Annotated in this window: 20 protein-coding genes; 12 read left to right on the forward strand and 8 right to left on the reverse strand. The window is 66.0% G+C overall.

The window, feature by feature from the left end:
• Nucleotides 1–117 precede the first annotated feature (117 nt).
• The 8 genes from ASB57_RS00990 to ASB57_RS01025 all read left to right on the forward strand — a co-directional run bounded on the left by ASB57_RS00990 (nucleotide 118) and on the right by ASB57_RS01025 (nucleotide 8,641).
• Nucleotides 118–1,155: a branched-chain amino acid ABC transporter permease gene (locus ASB57_RS00990; RefSeq protein WP_057649789.1), complete on the forward strand. Its 1,038-nt coding sequence runs from the start codon at nucleotides 118–120 to the stop codon at nucleotides 1,153–1,155.
• Complete coding sequence (locus ASB57_RS00995; protein WP_057649790.1) at nucleotides 1,142–3,013, forward strand: ATP-binding cassette domain-containing protein; 1,872 nt, start codon at nucleotides 1,142–1,144, stop codon at nucleotides 3,011–3,013. The genes ASB57_RS00990 and ASB57_RS00995 overlap by 14 nt, the downstream gene beginning before the upstream one ends.
• On the forward strand, nucleotides 3,010–3,756 hold the full coding sequence (locus ASB57_RS01000) for an ABC transporter ATP-binding protein (RefSeq protein ID WP_057649792.1): 747 nt from the start codon (nucleotides 3,010–3,012) through the stop codon (nucleotides 3,754–3,756). Before ASB57_RS00995 ends, ASB57_RS01000 begins: the two co-directional genes overlap by 4 nt.
• Before the next feature lie 267 nt (nucleotides 3,757–4,023).
• The gene (locus ASB57_RS01005; protein WP_057649794.1) at nucleotides 4,024–4,704 is read left to right on the forward strand and encodes a GntR family transcriptional regulator; all 681 of its coding nucleotides are present in this window, start codon (nucleotides 4,024–4,026) and stop codon (nucleotides 4,702–4,704) included.
• A gap of 71 nt (nucleotides 4,705–4,775) precedes the next feature.
• Complete coding sequence (locus ASB57_RS01010) at nucleotides 4,776–5,519, forward strand: haloacid dehalogenase type II (protein ID WP_082621287.1); 744 nt, start codon at nucleotides 4,776–4,778, stop codon at nucleotides 5,517–5,519.
• 190 nt (nucleotides 5,520–5,709) lie between these two features.
• Nucleotides 5,710–6,498 carry a class II aldolase/adducin family protein gene (locus ASB57_RS01015; RefSeq protein ID WP_057649795.1) on the forward strand — a complete coding sequence of 263 codons (789 nt, stop codon included), beginning with the start codon at nucleotides 5,710–5,712 and terminating at the stop codon, nucleotides 6,496–6,498.
• Nucleotides 6,499–6,655: 157 nt separating this feature from the next.
• A complete protein-coding gene (locus tag ASB57_RS01020; RefSeq protein WP_057649797.1) occupies nucleotides 6,656–7,663 on the forward strand; it encodes a tripartite tricarboxylate transporter substrate binding protein in 1,008 nt (335 codons plus the stop codon).
• Nucleotides 7,664–7,747: 84 nt separating this feature from the next.
• Entirely contained in the window at nucleotides 7,748–8,641 is an 894-nt protein-coding gene (locus ASB57_RS01025; RefSeq protein ID WP_057649798.1) for an amidohydrolase, read from the forward strand.
• On the opposite strand, the gene ASB57_RS01030 is transcribed toward ASB57_RS01025, so the two are convergent.
• Nucleotides 8,623–9,576: a LysR family transcriptional regulator gene (locus tag ASB57_RS01030; protein WP_057649800.1), complete on the reverse strand. Its 954-nt coding sequence runs from the start codon at nucleotides 9,574–9,576 to the stop codon at nucleotides 8,623–8,625. The two genes, ASB57_RS01025 and ASB57_RS01030, sit on opposite strands and share 19 nt — an antisense overlap.
• Before the next feature lie 25 nt (nucleotides 9,577–9,601).
• Complete coding sequence (locus ASB57_RS01035; protein WP_082621288.1) at nucleotides 9,602–10,417, reverse strand: helix-turn-helix domain-containing protein; 816 nt, start codon at nucleotides 10,415–10,417, stop codon at nucleotides 9,602–9,604.
• A gap of 73 nt (nucleotides 10,418–10,490) precedes the next feature.
• Between ASB57_RS01035 and ASB57_RS01040 the strand changes: the two genes are divergently transcribed.
• From ASB57_RS01040 to ASB57_RS01050, 3 genes are read left to right on the forward strand one after another with little or no spacing between them, the layout of a single operon-like run.
• Nucleotides 10,491–10,925 (forward strand): cupin domain-containing protein, encoded by a 435-nt coding sequence (locus ASB57_RS01040; protein ID WP_057649802.1) that lies wholly within the window; start codon nucleotides 10,491–10,493, stop codon nucleotides 10,923–10,925.
• Nucleotides 10,926–10,982: 57 nt separating this feature from the next.
• Nucleotides 10,983–11,186, forward strand: coding sequence for a DUF3311 domain-containing protein (locus ASB57_RS01045; protein ID WP_057649804.1), 204 nt, complete (start codon nucleotides 10,983–10,985; stop codon nucleotides 11,184–11,186).
• A gap of 41 nt (nucleotides 11,187–11,227) precedes the next feature.
• Nucleotides 11,228–12,616 carry a sodium:solute symporter gene (locus ASB57_RS01050; RefSeq protein WP_057649806.1) on the forward strand — a complete coding sequence of 463 codons (1,389 nt, stop codon included), beginning with the start codon at nucleotides 11,228–11,230 and terminating at the stop codon, nucleotides 12,614–12,616.
• Between the two features lie 25 nt (nucleotides 12,617–12,641).
• Here ASB57_RS01050 and ASB57_RS01055 read toward each other — a convergent pair whose 3' ends face one another.
• The 6 genes from ASB57_RS01055 to ASB57_RS01080 form a co-directional block, all read right to left on the reverse strand.
• On the reverse strand, nucleotides 12,642–14,144 hold the full coding sequence (locus ASB57_RS01055) for a M81 family metallopeptidase (protein ID WP_057649807.1): 1,503 nt from the start codon (nucleotides 14,142–14,144) through the stop codon (nucleotides 12,642–12,644).
• A 114-nt stretch (nucleotides 14,145–14,258) separates the two neighbouring features.
• Nucleotides 14,259–15,947 (reverse strand): ABC transporter ATP-binding protein, encoded by a 1,689-nt coding sequence (locus tag ASB57_RS01060; protein WP_057649809.1) that lies wholly within the window; start codon nucleotides 15,945–15,947, stop codon nucleotides 14,259–14,261.
• Between the two features lie 32 nt (nucleotides 15,948–15,979).
• Nucleotides 15,980–16,870: an ABC transporter permease gene (locus ASB57_RS01065; protein ID WP_082621289.1), complete on the reverse strand. Its 891-nt coding sequence runs from the start codon at nucleotides 16,868–16,870 to the stop codon at nucleotides 15,980–15,982.
• 7 nt (nucleotides 16,871–16,877) lie between these two features.
• Complete coding sequence (locus ASB57_RS01070; RefSeq protein ID WP_057649812.1) at nucleotides 16,878–17,819, reverse strand: ABC transporter permease; 942 nt, start codon at nucleotides 17,817–17,819, stop codon at nucleotides 16,878–16,880.
• Nucleotides 17,820–17,835: 16 nt separating this feature from the next.
• Nucleotides 17,836–19,425, reverse strand: a complete 1,590-nt coding sequence (locus ASB57_RS01075) for an ABC transporter substrate-binding protein (RefSeq protein ID WP_057655828.1) — start codon at nucleotides 19,423–19,425, stop codon at nucleotides 17,836–17,838.
• 127 nt (nucleotides 19,426–19,552) lie between these two features.
• The gene (locus ASB57_RS01080; protein WP_082621290.1) at nucleotides 19,553–20,878 is read right to left on the reverse strand and encodes a D-serine ammonia-lyase; all 1,326 of its coding nucleotides are present in this window, start codon (nucleotides 20,876–20,878) and stop codon (nucleotides 19,553–19,555) included.
• A gap of 133 nt (nucleotides 20,879–21,011) precedes the next feature.
• On the opposite strand from ASB57_RS01080, the gene ASB57_RS01085 reads away from it, so the two are divergent.
• Nucleotides 21,012–22,001, forward strand: coding sequence for a LysR family transcriptional regulator (locus tag ASB57_RS01085; RefSeq protein WP_082621291.1), 990 nt, complete (start codon nucleotides 21,012–21,014; stop codon nucleotides 21,999–22,001).
• The last annotated feature ends 104 nt before the right edge of the window (nucleotides 22,002–22,105 follow it).

Consider the following 22,105-nt stretch of genomic DNA (forward strand, 5'->3'; position numbering starts at 1 on the left):
ACGAGGTCCCGTTGCTTCACCGGCCCAAGGGCCGGTGAGCTTTTGGTGGAGCCCGCGCGCGGCGCTTCGCCACCAGCGGGTTTATCGGTCCGCCGTTGCGGCGAAGGTTGTACGTCGATGGATTCCTCCATAGCGCTGATCCTGTTGCAGGATGGCCTGGTCAATGGCGCCATCTATGCCCTGCTGGGCATGGCGCTGGTGCTGGTATTCGCGGTCACGCGCGTCATCTTCATTCCGCAGGGCGAATTCGTCACGTTCGGCGCGCTGACCCTGGCCATGCTGGTGGACGGCAAGGTGCCCGGCACGGTCTATCTGCTGTTGCTGCTGGGCGGCCTGGTACTGCTGCAGGAACTGATCCGCGCCTTGCGCAGCGGCCAGTGGACCGCCTTGCCGCGTACCTTGCTGGCCTGCGTGCTGCTGCCCGCCGTGCTGTTCTGGCTGACGCGCCGCCTGGCCAGTCCGGATACCTCGCTGTGGATGGACATGCTGTTGACCCTGCTGCTGATCGTGCCCATGGGCGGCATGATCCACCGGGTGGTGTATCGGCCGCTGGCCGAAGCCAGCGTGCTGGTGCTGCTGATCACGTCGGTGGCGGTCCACTTCGTGCTGGTCGGCCTGGGCCTGGTGTTCTTTGGCGCCGAGGGCTGGCGCACGCCGGCCTTCATCGATGGCCAGATCGACCTCGGCCTGACGTCCTGGTCGGCCCAGAGCCTGTTCGTCATCGGCACCGCGGTGGTGTTGATCGGGGCCTTGTGGCTGTTCTTCGGCAAGACTTTGTATGGCCGCGCCTTGCGGGCCACCGCCGTCAACCGTCGCGGCGCGCGCCTGGTGGGCATCAGCACCGACATGTCGGGCGGCCTGACGTTCACGCTGGCGGCGCTGCTGGGCGCGGTGTCGGGCATCCTGATCGCGCCGCTCACCACCATCTATTACGACACCGGTTTCCTGATCGGCCTGAAGGGCTTCGTCGGCGCCATCATCGGCGCGCTGGCCAGCTATCCGGCCGCGGCCGCCGGCGCCATCTTCGTGGGTCTGCTGGAAGCGTTTTCTTCGTTCTGGGCGAGCGCCTACAAGGAGGTCATCGTGTTCACGCTGATCATCCCGGTGCTGCTTTGGTTGTCGCTGCGCGCGGGTCCCGCGCATGACGAAGAGTGAGCCGGACGACATCATGAAAAACCGTATTCCCCTGATCGTTTTCCTGCTGGTCCTGGCGGTCTTGCCCCTGGCGCCGGTGACCCCCGAGTTCTGGATCACCCAGCTGAACTACATCGGCCTGGCCAGTTTGGTGGTGCTGGGCCTGGTGCTGCTGACCGGCGTCGCGGGCCTGACTTCCTTCGGCCAGGCCGCCTTCGTCGGCATCGGCGCGTATGCCACGGCCTGGCTCAGCACGGCCATGGGCTGGTCGCCCTGGCTGACCCTGCCCGTGGCCTTGCTGGCAACCGCCGTGGTCGCCTTCGTGCTGGGCGCCATCACCTTGCGCCTGTCCGGCCACTATCTGCCCCTGGGCACCATCGCCTGGTGCCTGGCCTTGTTCTACCTGTACGGCAACGTCGACATGCTGGGCCGCTACGACGGCATCGCCGGCGTGCCGGCGATCGACTTCCTTGGCTTGTCGCTGGCCAGCGGGCGCCATATGTACTACCTGATCTGGGTGCTGGTGCTGCTGGCGGTGTGGGGTACGCGCAATCTGCTCGACTCGCGGCCGGGCCGCGCGATCCGGGCCCTGCGCAGCGGCGCCGGCATGGCGGAGTCCATGGGCGTCAACACCAATGCCTACAAGGTCGCCGTGTTCGTCTATGCGGCGCTGCTGGCCTGCGTGTCGGGCTGGTTGTACGCGCACATGCAGCGCGCGGTCAGTCCCAGCCCCTTCGGCTTGAACTACGGCATCGAATACCTGTTCATGGCGGTGGTGGGCGGCGCGGCGCACGTGTGGGGCGCCGTCCTGGGGTCGGGCATCATCCTCGTGCTCAAGGACCAGATCCAGAACTGGCTGCCGCGCTTGCTGAACACCACCGGCAATTTCGAGCTGATCGTGTTCGGCGTGCTGCTGATCCTGATGCTGCAATACGCGCGCGACGGCATCTGGCCCATCCTGGCCAATGCCTGGGCGCGCTTGACCCACGCCACGGCCGTGCGGCGCCGGGCGCCGCCGCCGGCCGCGCCGCTGCTGGGCAATCGCGAGAAAGCGGGGGCTGGCGAGCTGGTCCTCGAAGTGGATGCCATCCGCAAGGAGTTCGGCGGACTGGTGGCGGTGAACGATATCTCGTTCAAGGTGCGCGCGGGCGAGATCGTCGGCCTGATCGGTCCGAACGGCGCCGGCAAGAGCACCACGTTCAACCTGATCACCGGCGTGTTGCGGCCCACCAGCGGCAAAGTGGGATTCATGGGGGAGCGCGTGGATACGCTGTCCGCGCGCGACATTGCCCGGCGCGGTGTCGGACGTACCTTCCAGCACGTGCAGCTCTTGCCCGGCATGACGGTGCTGGAGAACGTGGCGCTGGGCGCCCACCTGCGCGTGACCGGCCAGATCTGGTCGGGCGTGCTGCGTACCGACCGCGCCAGCGAGGCGCAGCTGCTGCATGAAGCCGCGCTGCAGCTGCAGCGCGTGGGCCTGGGCGATTATCTCTACGAGCAGGCAGGCAATCTGGCCCTGGGACAGCAGCGCATCCTGGAAATCGCCCGCGCCCTGGCCGGCGACCCCACACTGCTGCTGCTGGACGAGCCGGCCGCCGGGCTGCGCTACAAGGAAAAGCAGGACCTGGCCGGCGTGCTGGAGCAACTGCGCGCGGAAGGCATGAGCATTCTGCTGGTGGAACACGACATGGATTTCGTCATGCGGCTGACCAACCATCTGGTGGTGATGGATTTCGGCACCAAGCTGGCTGAAGGGCCGCCCGCCGAGGTGCGCGCCAATCCAGCCGTGCTGGAGGCTTATCTCGGTGGCGTGGACGACCCGCTGGACAGCGCGCCGGCCATGGCGCTTGCCGCCGGCACGCAGGAAGAAGCACGATGAGCGACCAGGAACTGCTGCGTATCGATGGCCTGTCCGCGCGCTACGGCAAAGTGGCCGCCCTGGGCGCCACGTCGCTGTCGGTGACGGCGGGCAGCATCGTGACGGTGATCGGCGCCAATGGCGCCGGTAAGTCCACCTTGCTCAACGCCATCATGGGCGCCTTGCCCAGTACCGGCCAGGCCTTGGGTTCGGTGCGCTATGCCGGCGAGGACGTGTCGGCGTGGTCGGTGGAGCGCCGGGTCGGCGCCGGCATGTCCCTGGTGCCGGAGAAGCGCGAACTGTTCTCTACCATGTCGGTGGAGGACAACCTGCTGCTGGGCGGTTTCCGCCGCTACCGCGCGCGTGAAGCCGGCTGGCGCGACACCCTCACCGAGGTCTACGACCTGTTCCCGCGCCTGCGGGAACGCCGCATGCAGGCCGCCGGCACTTTGTCGGGCGGTGAACGCCAGATGCTGGCGGTGGGGCGGGCATTGATGGCGCGGCCGCGGTTGCTGATGCTGGATGAACCCAGCCTGGGATTGGCGCCGAGGATCGTGCGGGAGATCTTCCACATCATCACTCACCTGCGCCGCCGTGGCGTGGCGATCCTGCTGGTGGAGCAGAACGCCCGCGCCGCTTTGCAGGTGGCGGATCAGGGGTATGTGCTGGAAACGGGTGAAGTCGTCCTGGCCGGTCCGGCCCATGAACTGGCCGACAACCCCCGCGTGGTGGAGAGCTATCTCGGCCTGGGCGGGAACAAGTAGGGCCTCTTTCGGGCGGTCTGGTGCGAGGATCTCCCGGGGTTGGCGGTACGAGTATTTTTACAGTTACAAATTCATTGCATCCCGGTTAGTATGGCGGACGCCGCCGTGGCGCTGGTCACGGCGGTAATTTTTACCGGCCTCCATCCAGCCGCTTCCGTCTTCTTGGCAGTACCCGTCTCAGGTTTCACCCAGGTCCTGGATTTATCCCCAGGTCGTCCTTTGGGCATATACCGTCGCCGCGCTCCGGCGGCAAGTCGGAGAATCGCGATGGAAACCCTTGCATCCGCCCGGGCCGGCGTCAAGCGACCGCCCAATCTGCGTGAGAGCGTCTACGAGATGCTGCGCGACCGTATCCAGCAGGGCGAGATCGGTCTCGATGACAGGCTGGTCGACCAGGAGATCGCCAGCCGCCTGAACATCTCGCGCATGCCGGTGCGCGAAGCCCTGATGCAGCTCAAGAGCGAAGGCGCCCTGGATAGCACGGCACGCGGCTTCGTGCTGCGGCGCTATACCCCGCAGCAGATGAACGAGGCCTTCGAAGTGCGCCGCCTGATCGAACCCCATGCGGCCGCTCTGGCGTGTCGCAAGGTGGCCGAGGAAGGTCCCGGCAGCGCGGGCCTGGCGGACCTGCAAGGCATGCTGGATGGCATCGCACAGGCCCACGACGCGGACGACACCGCCGCATTCATGCGCCACAAGGCGGCTTTCCGCAGTGCCTGGCTGGCATTGGTCCCCAATAAAACCATGGTCGACACCATCGAGCGTTTCTACGACCACGTGCAGTTGGCACGGCTGTTGACCGTAGGCGATGGCGCAATGCGGGGGCTGACGGTGGAATACATGCGGGCCCTGTTCGAGGCGTTCGCGTCCGGCAACACCGAGGCCGCGAGCGCCAGCGTGCTCCTCCATCTGGATATCATGGCGGAGTGCTATAACACCGCCGTCTGAAGCAGAGCGCCGCGGTCAGTTTCTTGTTGGCAGCGCGGCCGTATGCTGGCGTTTCCCTGGAGGAGACAAGCATGCAGAACAATGAAGCAGGCCAGGCGCCCGACATGGGTCTTGCACCCAAGGCACTGGTGTTCGATACCTTCGGCACGGTCGTGAACTGGCGCGACAGCGTGATCCGCGAGCTGCGGGATCTTGGCCGGCGCAAGGGCCTGTCGGCTGACTGGGTCGCCATGGCCGATGCCTGGCGCGCCGGTTATGCGCCCGGCATGGATACCGTGCGCCAAGGCAAGCGTCCCTGGACCAGCGTGGACGTGCTGCATCGCGAACGCCTGGATGTACTGCTTGAGCAGTTCCAGGTGAACGGCCTGACGGAAGAGGAGAAAGACCACCTCAACCGCGTCTGGCATCGCCTCGATCCCTGGCCCGACAGCGTGGCCGGCCTGCGGCGGCTGAAGAGCAAATACATCATCTCGACATTTTCCAACGGCAGCGTGCCTTGCCTGGTGAACATGGCCAAGCATGGCGGCCTGCCATGGGATTGCGTGTTTTCCTCGGACGTGGTGCGGCACTACAAGCCCGACCGCGAGATGTACCTGGGCGTGGCCGACTTCCTGGGCCTGCCGACCGCGCAGGTCATGGTGGTGGCGGCCCATAACAACGACCTGCGCCACGCGCGCGCCAATGGTCTGCGCACTGGCTATATCCACCGGCCCCTGGAATACGGTCCCAACCAGTCCAAGGATCTGAATGCCGAGGAAGACTGGGACCGGATGGGCAAGGACATCGGCGATTTCGCCACGCAGATGGGGGTGTGAGCCCGCGTTGCCCGCCGGTGCACGCGGAGCCCGACTTCGCGGCGCATTGCGCGCGCATTGCGGCGCACCATCGAAGCCAGGGAAACGCCGCTTTCTCGAAAATTCAAAGCCAGTCCACGCTGGATGTTTAATCTAGGCAAGTCGGCCGCCTCCGCGCGGCGCCGCATTTTTGCTATCCGAGAGGTTCGCCATGATGAAGCACGAATTGAAAATTTCCTCGATGCAGGACAAGGTCTCCGAAGCCGAATGGGAAGCCCGGGTCGACCTGGCGGCCTGTTATCGGCTGGTGGCGCACTACGGCATGTCGGACATGGTGGCGAACCACATCTCGCTGCGCGTGCCGGGTGAGGAGGGCTCCTTCCTGATCAATGCCTATGGGCTGCTGTACGAGGAAATCACGGCGTCCAGCCTGCTGAAGATCGATCACGAAGGCAACATCCTGACCAAGCCGGATTTCGGGCCGCACCTGTCCTATGGCGTCAATCGCGCCGGCTTCGTCATCCATAGCGCCATCCACGAAGTGCGTCCGGAAGTCGACTGCGTCATCCACACGCACAGCTGGCCCGGCATGGCGCTGTCGTCGCTGGACTGCGGCCTGCTGCCCTTGAACCAGACGTCGATGCGTTTCCTGAAGATCGGCTATCACGACTACGAAGGCGTGGTGCTGGACCTCAGCGAAAAGGAATCGCTGTGCCGCGACCTGGGCCAGAACGAAGCCCTGATCCTGCGCAACCATGGTCTGCTGACCGTGGGCCGCACCATCGGCGAAGCCTTCAACTGGATGCACCGCCTGGAGCTGTCCTGCCGCGCCCAACTGGCCGCCATGGCCTGCAACGCGCCGCTGCGCTACGTATCCAAGGAAGTGCAGGAAGCCACCTACAAGCAGTATCAGCCGGGTACCCGCCGGCCCTACGGCCAGATGGAATGGCCGGCCCTGCTGCGCCTGATGGATCGCGTGGATCCTTCCTACCGCACGTAATGGCGCGTGGGCCCGTTCCTGCGGGCCCCGCCGCATCGCCCTGACCGCCGCCCGGCGGAATGGGCCATTGCCGCTGTCCGGCTCGCGCGGGCCGGGGCGGTGACGCACGACGCTCCCTAGAAGCGTCGGCACTTCTCAGAACAACAGGGAGTAGACAATGAAGCAGCAAGCTCGCGTCCGTCGGACGCTGGCCGGCCTCGCGCTGGCGTTTGGCCCCGTCCTGGGCCTGGCGGGTTTTGGCAATGCCGCCCACGCGGCCGACGCCTATCCGGACAAGCCCATCCGCCTGGTGGTTCCTTATCCGCCCGGCGGCAATCTGGATATCACCACGCGCGCCATCAGCACGGCCATGGCGCGCATCCTCAAGCAATCCATCGTGGTCGAGAACCTGGGCGGCGCGGGCGGTTCCATCGGCGCCAGCAACGTGGCGCGGTCCGCGCCGGATGGCTACACCTTGCTGTCCACCACCATCGTGCCCCTGGTGGTGAACCCGACGCTGGTGCCCGGCACCAAGGTGCACCTGGATGATTTCGAGCCGGCGGGAATGCTGGCCGTGGTGCCGTCAGTGCTGGAAGTGCCCGCGCGGGGCAAGAAGAACATCAAGGATTTTCCCGCGTTCATCGCCTATGCCAAGGCCCATCCGGGAGAACTGTCCGTCAGCCACTCAGGCAATGGCACCACCAATCACATCGCCGCCTTGCTGATGCAGCGCGACTTCGGCATCAAGGTCACGCTGGTGCCCTATAAAGGATCCGGGCCGGCCTTGAGCGATCTGCTGGGCGGCCAGGTCGATGCCATGGTGGACCAGTTGACCAGTTCCCTGCCGCAGATACAGAGCGGCGGCCTGCATGCGCTGGCGGTGACGTCGGCGCAGCGCGTGCCGGACCTGCAGCAGGTGCCCACGGTGGCCGAACTGGGCAAGCAGGGCTTTGAAATGGTGACCTACTCGGCCATCGTCGCGCCCAAAGGCACGCCGCTGGCGATCCGCCAGAAGCTGAACGACGCCCTGGCTCAGGCCGTGGCGGATCCCACCGTGCAGCATCAGCTGGCCATGGCCGGCTCGCAGGTGGTGAAGTCCACGATAGACCAGAGCGTGAAGACCATCGCGGCCGAACAGGCGAAGCTGCAGCCCTTGATCACGTCGGGCGCGTTGAAGCCCGAGTGATGACGGGCGAGCATGGCAACCGCGGCGTTCGTCGTTGAAGCGGCGAACGCCTTGATATCTCCATCCAATCTAGCGAGTGAAAACATGACCCGTGCCTGCCTGCCTCCCTACGCCGACATCACCAAGCCCCGCTTCGTCGCACCGGCCGGCGCCTGCGATTGCCACGCGCACGTGTTCGGCCCGTATGCGACGTTTCCGCTGGCGGAGGACCGCAGCTATACCCCGCCCGAAAATGACGCCGACCGTTTCATCGCCCATCTGGACGGGCTGGGCCTGACGCGTGGTGTCCTGGTCACCGCCAGTGCCCAGGGCGATGACAACGACAACGTGCTCGCCGCGCTGCGGGCGTATCCGGACCGCCTGCGGGCGGTGGCGGTGGTGCGCGCGGATATCGCCGATGCCGAACTCGATGCCTTGACCGAAGCCGGTGTGCGTGGCGCCCGCTTCAATCTGTACAAGCATGAAGGCAAGGCGGTCTACCGCAACGGCGTGGGCCTGGCCGACTTCGACGCGCTGGCGCCTCGTCTGAAGGAGCGTGGCTGGCATGCGCAGATCTGGGTCCATGCGCCGGATCTGCCGGAGCTGTCGTCGGCCTTGTTGAAGCCGGGCATCGATCTGGTGGTCGATCACATGGGGCGCATGAATACCGCGCGCGGCGTGGGCGATGCCGGTTTCCGTTATCTGTGCGAACTGCTGCGCGCCGGCCGGGCCTGGACCAAGATCTCCGGCGCGGACCGCAACACCACGGACGGCCCGCCTTATGCGGACATCACGCCTTTTGCCCAGGCTCTGCTGCGCGCGAATCCGGAGCGGGTGGTGTGGGGCACCGACTGGCCGCACATCAACTACTACGAAAACGCGCAAATGCCGGATGACGGCGTGCTGCTGAATCTGCTGGGCGACTGGCTGGCGGACGAAAGCATGCGGCGCCAGGTGCTGGTGGATAACCCCGCGCGGCTTTACGGGTTCGCGGGCTGATCCTGGACCGTGGTCAGGAACTCGAACAGCTCGCCCGCGGCCGGCCGCATCTGCGCGCGGTCGCGGGCGCACAGATAGAACTGGCGGGCGGCCCATTCGTCCTTCAACGCCACCTTGACCAGGCCCAGCAGGCTCAGGTACGTGTCCGCGATGGGCTCCGGCATGATGGCGATGCCTAGTCCCTCGCGCACCATGCGGCAGCGCGCCTCGTAGTTGGCCACCTGGATCTTCACGTTGAGCGGGCCGCCAAGCGTGGGGCCGGCCAGTTCCATGAAGGCCTCGAAGGAGTGCCGGGGAAAATAACCCAGGAAGTCGTAGGCGCGGGCGTCGTCCAGGTGCAGCGCGGGGCCGGGGCTGACCGCCCCCGCGCCGGCGCCGTCAGCGGGACGTTGCGCGGCCTGCGCCAGCGGATGGCCTTGCGGCAGCACGAGCACCACGCGGTCCGTACGATAGGGCAGGGACAGCACGCCGGGGGCGGGGCCGCTGGCGTGGTAGATGCCCAGGTCGACTTCCTGGTCCGACACCATGCGGGGAATATCGCCGCTATAGGCTTCGACCAGGTCGACGCGCGAGCGCGGCACCCGGTGCTGGAAGCGCGCGATATCGGTGGGCAGGAACTCGATGATGGCCGACCGGTTGGCGGCCAGGCGGATCTTGGGAATACCGTCCGGCGAGAAAGCCTCGCACATGTCTTCCAGGGTGCGGACGCTCTGCAGGATGGCGCGCGCCTTGTGATACAGCGCGACGCCGGCCGGCGTGGGTTCGACGCCGCGATTGTGCCTGACCAACAGGGCGGTGCCCACCTGGCGTTCGAGCTCGGCGATACGTTTGCTGGCGGCCGAGGTGACCAGGTTCTCGCGTTCGCCGGCCTTGGACAGGCTGCGTTCCTCGATGGCGGCCACCAGTATCTGCAGCGCGGATAGATCAATTTTCATGGGGCCTTGAGGAGAAGAGGCGAAATCAGGACGACAGGCCCGCTTGAAGCCTGCGCGCCTGCCCCGGTGTGATGCCGAAGTGTGCCCGGAAGGCCGCGCCAAACGCGGGTGAACTTTCGAAACCGGCAATGGTAGCCGCGCGCGCGGGGGATGTCCCCAGTGTCAATGCGCGCAATGCCTCGGTCAGGCGCGTCTGCTGGCGCCACTGCCGGAAACTCAAGCCCAACTCCGCGCGGAACAGGCGCGCCAGCGTGCGCGGCGAGGTGTTCGCCACTTCGCTCCACGCATCGAGGCTGCGCGTGTCTTGTGGCCGCTTGCGCAAGGCTTCAATGACTTTACGCAACCGGGGGTCGCGCGGTAGCGGCAGACCGAGGGGCAGGGGCGTCGCTCGCGCGATTTCGTCCAGCGCCAGCTCCGCCAGGTGTTTGCCACGGCCCTCGGGCTCCCAGTCCACGGGTTCGGCGCACGCGGCCAGGATGACTTCACGCAGCAGGCCGGATACGGAAATGACCTTGGGCTGGTCGCCCACACGCCGGGCCGCGTCCTCCGCCAGGAACAGTTCACGCAGCGCCACGGCCCCATCCATCCCCATCGCGTGTTGCGCGCCCGCCGGCAGGAAGAGTGCCGTGGTGGGCGGCACCACATAGCTGGTGTCCAACGTATCCAGCCGCATCACGCCCGACACGGCATACATCAGCTGCGCCCTTGGGTGACTGTGGAAACCGGACCAGAGCCCCGCTTCGTAATCGCGGGAAAAGCCGACGACAGGCCGTTGCGCGGTCTCGAAAGGCTCGATTTCGGCTTGTCTTGTTGGCGACAGAAATTGGCCAGATATCTTCATTGCGCGAGTTTAGAGTAGCCGGACTCCTCCTACAACCAGAGGGGAACTCAATGATTCATAAGGGAAAACACTCATGAGCACAGGACTATTCACAGAGATCGGCTATGTGAAGGCCGACCAGCTGGAAGAGGGGCCGTTGACGCCGGGCCAGGTACGCAAGAAGGCGCTGGAAGCGGGCGAACTTTGGGTCGGCCAGTGTCATGTCACCGCGCTGGACGCCCCCAGCCAATGGCACCACCACAAGGAGTTCGACAGTGTCATGTTCATGCTGTCCGGACGTATACGCGTCGACCATGGCGAACACGGTGAGAAGTCCTTCGAGATCGGCAAAGGCGACTATGCCTATTTCCCCCGCCGGGCGATCCATCGCTGCCAGATTCTCGAAGGCGGCGATGACGTGCATTACGTCTTCGTCCGGGTCGGGGAAGGGGAAACGGTCGTGAACTACGACGGTCCCGGCGCTTACGCGCCTGCCCAGGACTCATCCGCCAAGGCCAAGCTGGCCTGACCGGCGGCAACCCCCGGTCGCCGCGTGCCCGGGGGACCAATTATGCAAGGGGAAAGAATGCTCAAGGTTCTGCTGGGACTCATCACGCCTTTCGTCGGCGTCCTCGGCCTGCTTCCATGGGTCGTAGCGGTTGCCCGGCCCGTGGCCGGCATTCCGTTCGCCTATTTCTGGATGTTCACCTGGTTCCTGCTCACCTCCGGCTGCCTGTACCTGTGCTACCGCTGGTTCGATGCGGGGTCGAGTCGCGCCGAGACGAACTGAGCTGGCGCCGCACAGCAGTCAAATCAAGCAAGGGGAATGACGTGTCAACCACAATCTTTATCGGCTTCCTGGCCTTGTCGATCGTATTGTCGATGCTGTCCAGGGGCGGGCATGGGCGGCAGTCCGCCAAGGATTTTTTCGTAGGCTCCCAGCAGTTCAATGCCGCGCTGGTATTTTTCCTGTCCGCGGGTGAGATATACAGCATCACCACCATGGCCGGCCTGCCCGGAGGCATCTACGCCAAGGGGCCGCTCTACGGGGTCTGGTTTCTTGGCTATGTGTTGCTGGCGTACCCGGTCGGCTATTTCCTGGCGCCCAGGATATGGGAGCTGGGGCGTCGCTACGACGCTACCACGCTGCCGGATCTCTTCCGCGGCTACTACGGTGGCCGGATAGTGGAGAAGGTCGTGGCGGCGACGGCCATCCTGTTTCTGCTGCCGTGGGGGCAACTGCAATTCACGGGCCTCATGGCCGCGCTGAAGGCCCTGGGCTGGCATCTGGATCCGGTCTTCCTGGTCTGCCTGGCCGCCGTGCTCGCCTTTCTCTACGTGGCGATTTCCGGTATCCGAGGCTCGGCGTATGTCGCGGTATTGAAGGACGTGATGATGGTCGTTGCCATCGTGACCGTGGGCGTGGCGGTGGGACTGGAGGCTGGCGTGCGGCCGGTCTTCGAAGCAGCCAGCACGAAGTTCAGCACCACGATGAGTACCCAGGACCTGTGCTTCACCATGAGCACGATTTTCCTGCAGTCGCTGGGGTTCTATGTGCTGCCGTTCAACGTGCAGAACGTCTTTACCGCCAAGGGCCCAGACACGCTGCGGCGCAGCCTGATCGGCATGCCGCTGTACATGTTCATGTTCCCCTTCCTGGTCCTGGCTTCCTATTACGCCATCAGCGCCAACCTGAAGCTGGCCTCGCCCAATGAGGCCTTCTTCGCCGCCGCGACCAGTCTGTTGCCGGAATGGTCGCTGGGCATCATCGCCGCCGCAGCTACGCTATCGGCACTGGTGGTGCTGGCCGGGGTCTGCCTGTGCATCAGCACCATGTTCACCCGCAATCTGGTGCCCACGTTGCCGGAGGCCAAACAGAAAGGCTGCGCGCGCACGGTGATCGTCGTCTACCTGCTGCTGTCCATGTTTCTGTCGCTGACGACGTCCAACCTGATGGTCACGCTGTTGAACACCGCCTACAACGGCATCACGCAGTTCTTTCCTGGTGTCATCATCGCGCTGTTCGGGTGGCGCGTGCGCAAGGGCGCCGTGCTGACAGGGATACTGGTCGGCCAGGGGCTGGCGCTCGCACTCTACTTCACGCAGCCCCCGCTGCTGGGATTCAGCGCGGGCCTGGTCGCCTTGCTGGCCAACGTGGTGGTGGTGTTGGCGGGAGGACGGGTGTTCCAGCAACGGCTGGATCCCGTCCTTACCCGCTGAACGCCGGCCGGCCCGGCCGCGCCGACTACCCGCGCTCACCCGCGCGCGGGCCGTTGGGGCCCAGGCGCAGGTTGGCGGGCAGGTGCTTCCAGGGCAGGGCGTCGACCGCCATGGGCATGGAGCCGGGGGCCGTGGCCACGATGATCTCCTGGGCGATGGGCGCGAAGTCGGCGCGGAAATGGACCGCGCTCTTCACCACCAGGATGTCCTGCTCGGTGGGCTCGATGCCGACGTAGCGGAACATGGCCTGGTCGGCCATCTGCGCCTTGTTCGTCGCCACCACCACGCGCACGTCCTGGATGCGCAGGCAAGCCGACGGGCCCAGGTCGAACTTGATGCCGCCATAGAACGGGCCGGTGGCGTCGAACTTGCCGTCCGAGACGGTTTCGATCAGGAATTCTTCTTCCAGCGGGCTGTCGTCGGGCAGGCCGGCATGGCCACCCAGCGCAAGCCGGATACGCTTGCCCGCGCCGGCTTCGCATACCTGCTTTGCCGTGGCCGGGTCGACGATCAGGCCGATCGCCGCGCGCTGCGCCTTGTTGCGCAACAGCGCGCGCAGCATGCCCGTGGTGTCGGAGTTGCTGCCCGCGCCCGGGTTGTCCTGGGCATCGGCGATCACGATGGGCTTGCCAGCCCCTTGCGCGGCCTGCATCGCATACTGCACGGCCTCATCCGGCTCGTACAGCTTGCCGGCGAACAGCGACTCCGAATCGTTCACGGCGGCGGCCAGCTGGTTCACCGCGGCATCGGCCGCTTCCTGCGTGGGCGCATAGGCCCAGACCCGTTGGCCGCATTCGGGGAAGTCGGCGGCGGGGAAGCCTTCCACGTACGACACATGCGTCGCCACGGATTCCAGTTCGGCCACCTGCCGGTAGAGGCCGCGCGCGGGCTCGATGTCGGTGCACTGCCAGCAGATCGGCGTCAGGAAATCGAAGGTGCGATCGGCCTGGAAGAAGCGCTTGCCGTGCGCCAGCCGCTGGCGCAGGAAGGCATAGGAACGGCGCCCCGTCTCGGCCATGTCCACGTGGGGATAGGTGCGATACGCGATCAGTCCGTCGGCCATGTCCAGCATCTGGCGGGTGACGTTGCCATGCAGGTCCAGCGAGACCACGACGGGGATGTCCGGCCCGACACAGGCACGCACGCGGCGCAGCAGTTCGCCTTCGCCGTCGTCGAAGCTTTCCACCACCATGGCGCCGTGCAAATCCAGGTACACCGCGTCCACGGGCATGGCGCTGCTGATGCCGGCGACGATCAAGCCGGCGATACGTTCGAAGGCGCCGTCGGTGACGTGTGCCGACGGGCTGGCGGCCGCCCAGGTGGTGGGCACCAGGGTGTCGCCGGCGTCCATCGCCGCCTGCGCGAAGCCGGCCGCCGGCAGGTTGGCGCCGGCGATCGCGGGCCACAGGGCGTCGCCCGAGGACAGGGTGGGGCGGCCACCGCCGACCACGAAGTCCACGTAGCCGGCCTTGTCGGGCGCAAAGGTGTTCGTCTCGTGCTGGAAACCACCGTACGCGATGCGCGTCATGTCACTTTCTCCGCTGAGGTATGTTGAATATTGCGTTGAACAGGCGCGACGAAGCGTCGCGATGAAAGTCGCGTCTGCTCATCGCACCAGAAAGGCGCCAGGGCCGGGTCATCGCTAAGCGGCCTGGGCAACCGGTTGGAAATGTTGGAAATCCCAATGCCTGCCGGGCGCGGCGGCGATCAGGGCCTGCGTATAGCCATTCGTCGGCCGGGCCAGCACGTCACGCGCCGCGCCGGCTTCGACGATGCGGCCGTGCTGCATCACCACCAGCGTGTCGCAGATCTGCGCGGCCACGCGCAGATCATGGGTGATGAACAGCACGCCGACACCGACCTTGCGGCGCACGGACTCCAGCAGTTCGAGCACCTGCGCCTGCACGGACACGTCCAGGGCCGATACCGCTTCGTCGGCAATCAGCACGTCCGGTTCCATCACCAGCGCACGCGCGATGCAGATACGTTGGCGCTGGCCCCCGGAAAACTGGTGCGGATAGCGCTGCAGCGCGTCGGGCTGCAAACCGACCAGGTTCAAGGCTTCAGCGGCCTTGGCCATGGCCGCTGCTTGCGGCATGCCGTAGTTCAGCAAGCCTTCGATGATGGAATCGCCGACACGCCGCCGCGGATTGAGGCTGCGATAGGGATCCTGGAACACGATCTGGATGCGCTTGCGCAGGGCCGCCAGTTCGTTACCGGCCAGGCCCGCCAGGTCCTGGCCATGCAGCCGGATCGTGCCGCTGGATGGCGCGATCAGTTGGGCCACGCAGCGGGCCACGGTCGACTTGCCGGAACCGGACTCGCCCACCACGCCGAGGATCTCGCCATGCCGCAGGCTGAAGGAAATGTCCTGCGCTGCTTGCACGCCGTCCTGGCCTTTACCCGATCGCTTGAGCAGGCGGGCAAGCCCGGACGAAAGCCCGTGGCCGCCGTAATGCTTGCCCAGCCCGCGCACGGACAGGATGGTCTTGTCGGCGACGGCGTCGCGCGCCTGCGGAATCAGGCTGGGCACCGAAGACACCAGCATGCGCGTGTAGGCCTCGCGCGGCTCCGCCAGAATCTGGTCGCGGCTGCCGGTTTCCACCACGCGGCCAGCGTTCATCACCACGATGCGGTCGGCGATCTCGGCCACCACGCCGAAGTCATGGGTGATGAAGACCACGGCCGTGCCGTGCTTCATCTGCAACTCGCGTATCAGGGTCAGGATCTGTTTCTGCGTGGTCACGTCCAGGGCCGTGGTCGGCTCGTCGGCGACCAGCACCTTGGGGCCGAGGATCAAGGCCATGGCGATCACGATGCGCTGGCGTTGTCCGCCCGACAGCTGATGCGGGTAGGACCGGTAGATACGTTCGATGTCCGGCAGATGCACCGACGCCATCATGGCCAGCACGCGCTCGCGCCGCTGGCGCCGGTCCAGCGACGTATGCAGCCGCAGCACCTCGTCGATCTGGCGGCCGACCGGCTGCACCGGGTTCAGCGCCGTCATGGGTTCCTGGAAGATCATCGACAGCGTGGACGCACGCAAGGCTCGCATCCGCGCCGGACTGGCTTGCAGCACGTCCTCGCCGTCGACTTCGATGCTGCCGGCGGCAGGATAAAGCGCGGCACGGTCGATCAGGCCCATGGCCGTCATCGACGTCACGGATTTGCCCGAGCCGGATTCGCCGACGACGCAGACGGTCTCGCCGGCACGGACGTCGAAGCTGACGTCCTGCACCACCGCGCGTCCGGGTTCGCCGCGGGCGCCGCGCAGCCGCACGGTCAGGCCCGATACTTTCAGCATGGGAGTGCTGCTGTCAGGGGATTTCATGGTGGACTCCTCAGGCATGGTTCGGTCTTCGCTCACATGCGCCGCGCCATGCGCGGGTCGAGGGCGTCGCGCATGGCGTCGCCCAGGATGTTGACGCTCAGCACGGTCAGCGAGAGCAGTACGCCGGGATACAGCACCAGGCCGGGAATCAGCTGGAAGTAGGACCTGCCATCGGCCATGATGTTGCCCCATGACGCCACCTCCGGCGGAACGCCGGCGCCGAGGAAACTCAGGATCGATTCGGTGATCATCGCGGAAGCGAATACATACGTGCCCTGCACGACCAGCGGCGCCAGGGTGTTGGGCACCAGGTGGCGCCACATCAGCTTGACCGGACGGGTGCCCAGCGACAGGGCCGCTTCGACATAAGGCTCGTTGCGCACGCTAAGGATGACGCCGCGCACCAGGCGCACGACGCGCGGAATCTCCGGAATGGTGATGGCCGCGAGCACCGTGACCAGGCTGGCGCCGGACAGCGCGATCAGGGCGATCGCCAGCAGCACGCCGGGAATGGCCATCATGCCGTCCATGATGCGCATGACGATGGCATCGATCCAGCGGAAATAGCCGGCCAGCACGCCGATGACCAGGCCCAGGGCCACGCTGGCCAGGGCCGCGCCCAGGCCGACCACCAGCGAAACGCGGCCGCCATAGAGCACGCGGGAATAGACGTCGCGGCCGTAAGCGTCGGTGCCCAGCCAATGGGCGGCCGAGATGCCCTTGAGGCGCTGGCTGGGATCCAGCTGCAGGGGATCCACGGTGTGCAGCCACGGTGCCAGCACGGACAGCAGCACGACGACCAGAAGGATCAAGGCTGCCGCCGTCGTGGGACGGCCGTTGAACAGGCGGCGCAGCAGGGTAGGGGCGGCCGAAGCCGCGGCCGGCACGGTGTCCGGCTCGGAAGATGTCGCTGAGATCGTCATGGCGTCCTCAATAGCGGATGCGGGGATCGAGCACCGTGTACAGGATGTCGATCGCCAGGTTGATCAGGACGTAGATCAGCGCGAACAGCAGGATCAAGGCCTGGATGACCGGATAGTCGCGGCTTAGCACCGCGTCCACCACCAGCCGGCCCACGCCGGGGAAGTTGAAGACCGATTCCGTCACCACCACCCCGCCCAACAGCATGGCGATACCGATGCCGATCACGGTGACGATGGGCACGGCGGCGTTGCGCAAGGCATGGCCCAGCAGCACGCCCACTTCCCGCAGGCCCTTGGACCGCGCCGTGCGGATGAAGTCCTCGCCCATCACTTCAATAAGGCTGGTGCGGGTGATGCGGGCGATCAGGGCGATGTAGACGGTGCTGAGCGCCAGGGTCGGCAATACCAGGCTGCGGACGAAAGGCCCGACGCCGTCGGACAGGGGCTTGTAGCCCTGGATCGGCAGCCAGTGCAGATTGACCGCGAAGACCAGGATCAACACATAGCCGATGACGAAGACCGGCACCGAGAAACCCAGCACCGAGCCCGCCATGACCGAACGGTCCAGCAGCTTGCCTTGCCGCCACGCCGCCACGATGCCCAGGGGCAGCGCCAGCAATACCGACACCAGGATGGTCGACAGCGTCAGCGCGATGGACGGGCCGGCGCGATCGGCGACCATGGAGGTCACCGACGCGCCCGACAGCAGGGACACGCCCAGGTCGCCGCGCAGCAACTGGCCCAGCCAAAGGAACAGTTGCAGGTACATCGGCTGATCCAGTCCCATGGTATGGCGGATCTGCTCCAACTGTTCCGGCGTCGCCGAGTCGCCCGCGATGATCGCGGCCGGGTCACCCGGGGTCAGCCGCAGCATCGCGAACACGATGATCGCGACCATGGCCAACACCGGGATGGTTGCCAACAGCCGCCGCACGATGAATGAAATCATGGCGGTTCCCCTGACGTCAGTTGGCGGACTTGGTAATGCCCCAGAACACCGAGATCGGTCCGCTCACCGGCTTGGACAGCGTGCTGCGGTAGCCGGTCGGCACGGTGAACTGGCCCATGGGCAGCAGCACGCCTTCGTCGATCACCATCTGCTGAATCTCCGTGGCCAGCTTGCGCTGTTCATCGGCGGTGCCGGCGAGCGCGAACTGCATACGCAGTTTCTCGATGGCCGGCACGTCCGGCCAGCCGAACCAGGCGCCCTTGCCGTTGGCCGCTACGCCGAAGGCGCGCAGGGGATCGATGACGTCGGCCATCACGTTGTTGGTGGAGAAGATGTTCCAGCCCCCCTTGTCCAGCGGCGCCATCGACGCGCGGCGCGTGACCAGGGTCTGCCAGTCCATGGCTTCCAGCTTGACGTTGAAGCCGGCCTTGCGCAGCGCCTGGGCGATGATGATGGGCTGGGCCTTGACCGTGCCCAGGTCGGTGGGCTGCAGGATGGTCACCGGCTGGGTCTTGGGATCGTAGTGGGCTTCCTTGAGCAGGGCCTTGGCTTTCTCGATATTGCCCTTGACCGTGACGTCGGCGCCGGCATCGCTTTCATAGGGCATGCCGCAGCCGAAGATCGCGGGGCAGGTGCGGTAATACTTGGGGTTCCCCACCAGGGCCTGCAGCACTTCCTTCTGGTCCACCGCATACATGGCGGCCTGACGCACCAGCTTGTTGTCGAAGGGCGGGTTGAGGAAGTTCATGCGCATGACGGTCTGGTTGCCGGTGGGGTCCAGCACGTCCAGTTTCACGTCCGGCTGGTTCTCGACCAGGGGCAGCATGTCGTACGGCACCTGCTCCATGTAGTCGATCTCACCGCTGGCCAGCGCGTTCACCGCGGTCATGGGGTCGGGCATCGTTACCCACTTGACCCGGTCCACGTTGACGACCTTGCCGCCGGCGGTGCCGCTGGGCGGTTCGGAACGGGGCACGTAGTCCTTGTTCTTCTCGAACACGATCTGCACGCCAGGCTTGAATTCCGCGGTGACCATCTTGAAGGGACCCGAGCCGATGTATTCCTTGATGGCTTCCGTGGGCGGCGTCTTGGCGATGCGCTCGGGCATCATCAGCGGCGGCACGCCGCTGGTCTTGGCCAGCGCGCGGATCGCCAGGTCGGTCGGCGCGGAGAAACTCATGGAGAAATGATTCGCGTCGATGGGCTGCATGCCGGTCATCAGCTGGGTCATGATCTGGCCCATCTTGTCCTGGGCGGCCCAGCGCTTGATCGACGCCACGCAGTCCGCCGCCGTCACGGGCGTGCCGTCATGCCATTTCAGGCCGGGACGCAGGGTGAAGGTGTAGGTTTTGCCATCGGCGGACACATCCCATTTTTCCAGCATCTGCGGATGGATCTTGCCCTGCACGTCGGTGCCCAGCAGGGTATCGAAGATCATGTAGCCGAAGTTGCGCGTGATGTAGGCGGTGGTGATGATGGGGTCCAGCACCCGGATGTCCGACTGCATCACCGCGGTAATCGTGGTCGCCGGCGTGGCGGCCTTGGCCGCGGGGACGGCGGTGGCCAGGGTGCCGGCGAACGCCAGTGCTGCACAGACGCGCAACATGGAAAAGCTGCTACGGGAAATCGTGCTGCCCATGGTCATACTCCCTTGTTTATCGTTGAAATAGGCCGCCTTGCCGAATCGAGTCGGCAAGCGCGGTGGGCGGCCCGGTGAGGCGCCGCCTTGCTGCTCAGGCGCGAGCCCGATCTTCGGCGCGACCGCGCGCCAGGAAACCTTCGAATTCTTGCGCGGGGACGAAGCGCCCGCCGGTGCTCCACACGATGTGGGTGCTGCGTGCAAGGTAATCGTCCGGCGCGTGAGTGCGCAGGTAAGCCGCGCCCGCGGGGTCCGACAACAGCATGCGGGGGCCGCTGAGCGCCGACGCGGCGGACGGTTCGACCTGCAGGCCCAGGGTGTCGTGCAGGGCCGCCAGGTCGGCGAACAAGGTTGCGTCTGCCGTGGTGGCGACGCCGGCGATCAGGTGGCGCATCTGGGCATAGGCCAGCTCGGACGCCACCGGCACGGCCAGGCCATCGGCTTCGGTGACGTTGTCCATGCCGGCGTCGTAGACGCTGATGCCAGGACGGTCCGGATGGCGCATGCGCGTAAGGAAACAGGCCGCGGCCGTCGGTTCCAGGAACCAGCAGTGCACGGCGTCGCCGAACACCTGCTTCAGGCCGAAGGCGATGCCCGCCGGCGCGCCGCCGACGCCACAGGGCAGATAGACGAACAAGGGATGGCGGGCATCGACGGTAATGCCGAGCGCCCGCAACTGATCGCGCAGCCGCAGCGCCGCCACGCTATATCCCAGGAACAGGGTGAGGGAACGCTCATCGTCGACGAAATGCGCGCGCGGGTCGGTGGCGGCGTCCTCGCGGCCCGTATGCACGGCCGCGGCGTAATCGCCGGCATGCTCGATCACCTGCACGCCGTGGCCGCGCAGCTTGTCTTTCTTCCACTGCTTGGCTTCGGCCGACATATGCACCGTGGCGCGATAGCCCAGGGCCGCGGCCATGATGCCTATGCTCATGCCGAGGTTGCCGGTGGAACCGACCGATACCGTGTGCTGTTCGAAGACGCGGCGGGCCGTCGCTTCGGCCAGCACGGCGTAGTCGTCGTCGGGCGTGAGCAACCCGTGCTGCAAGGCCAGGGCTTCGGTATGGGCCAGCACCTCGTAGATGCCGCCACGCGCCTTGATCGAGCCCGCCACCGGCAGGTCGTGGTCGGCCTTTATCAGCAGCCGGCCCCAGGCGTCTTGCGCCGAAGACAGACCCAGCAGCTTGTCCGCGTCTGCCTGGGCCACCGGCAGCAAGGCCGATTCGATGATGCCGTCAGCCGCGCGCAGCTCGGGAAACAGGCGGACCAGCAGGGGAGCGAAGCGCGCCAGGCGGGCTTCGGCGTCCTCGACATCGGCGAGGCGGATATCCGTCCTGGTCAGCGTATCCGCTGCCGGACGTAGATCGGGGTTTACCCATAGCTCCGCCATGGGCGCCGTGCGGCTGCCGTTGCCTTGCATGTTTTTCCCTTGAAGATTTTTATTTCCCCGCGTTGAGGGCGGGGTAAGTATTGGCGATCATCATCCCCGCATACGGCGGCCGCGCACAAATCATTTATATTGACAGGACCATTAGTCTGGCTAATAGGAAAAAATGCTTTCGACCTCCTTGCTCACGTGGTTGCGCGCCTTCGACGCCGCCGCGCGGCACAACAGCTTCACGCTTGCGGCGGAAGAACTTCACGTCACGCAGGGGGCCATCAGCCAGCAGGTCAAGCACTTGGAAGATTGGCTGGGTACGCCGCTGTTCCAGCGTGGGCGGCGGCAGCTGGTGCTGTTGCCGCCCGGCTTGCGGCTTAAGCTGGCGGTAATGGAGTCCTTCCAGATCCTGGAGCAGACGGTGACGGCGATGCGGCCGCCCGCGCGTCGGCCTGTGCTGCGCCTGAACTGTTCGCCGTCGTTCGCGATGCAGTGGATCACGCCGCGCATCGGCGAAGTGCTGGCGGCCAATCCGGACTTGTCCTTGCGCGTGTTCGGCGAGTTCCATGCGCTGAATCGCAGCCGCATGACGCAGGAGCATATCGAGGCGGCGGTGCGCTTCGACATGGGCGGCTATGAGGATGTGCGCGCGTTGTCGTTTCTCGATGAGTGGCTGCTGCCCGTCGCGTCGCCGGAGTTCCTGGCGGACCATCCGGAGATACGCGCGCCGCGGGACATTCCGGTGGGGCTCATGCTGCATGACGAGTTGCCGTGGGACAGCGCGCGGGACCATGAGGAATGGAATCGCTGGCTCAGCCTGGCCGGCGTGCCGCTGCCCAAGGTGCACACGGGGCAGCACTTCAATTTGTCCCTGCTGGCCGTGAACGCCGCGATCAGCGGGCAGGGCATCGCCATCGGCCGCATGGCCATCGTGATGGACGCCTTGCTGTCGGGCCGCCTGCTTCCGGTCCTGCCCCTGGCCGTGTCAGCGGGCGCGTCCTATCACTACGTGTGCCTGGACGACGACAACCCTGGCGTGGTGGCGGTGGAACATTGGCTGAAGCAGGAAAGCCAACGCTTTCGCCGCCAACGCCAGGACTGGTTCCGCCGCAACAAGGTAGTCCAACGCAAAACGCAGCCGCCCGCTGCACGCGCCGCCGCGTAGAAGAAGCACCCGCCGCGCGGGGAGGGACCTGCAATGCCACGCCGCCGCGTAGCGCAGAGGTCACCGCCTGAAATGCAAAAGGGACCTGTGCGCAGCACAGGTCC

This window comes from Bordetella sp. N, assembly GCF_001433395.1.
Taxonomy (GTDB): Bacteria; Pseudomonadota; Gammaproteobacteria; order Burkholderiales; family Burkholderiaceae_B; genus Bordetella_C.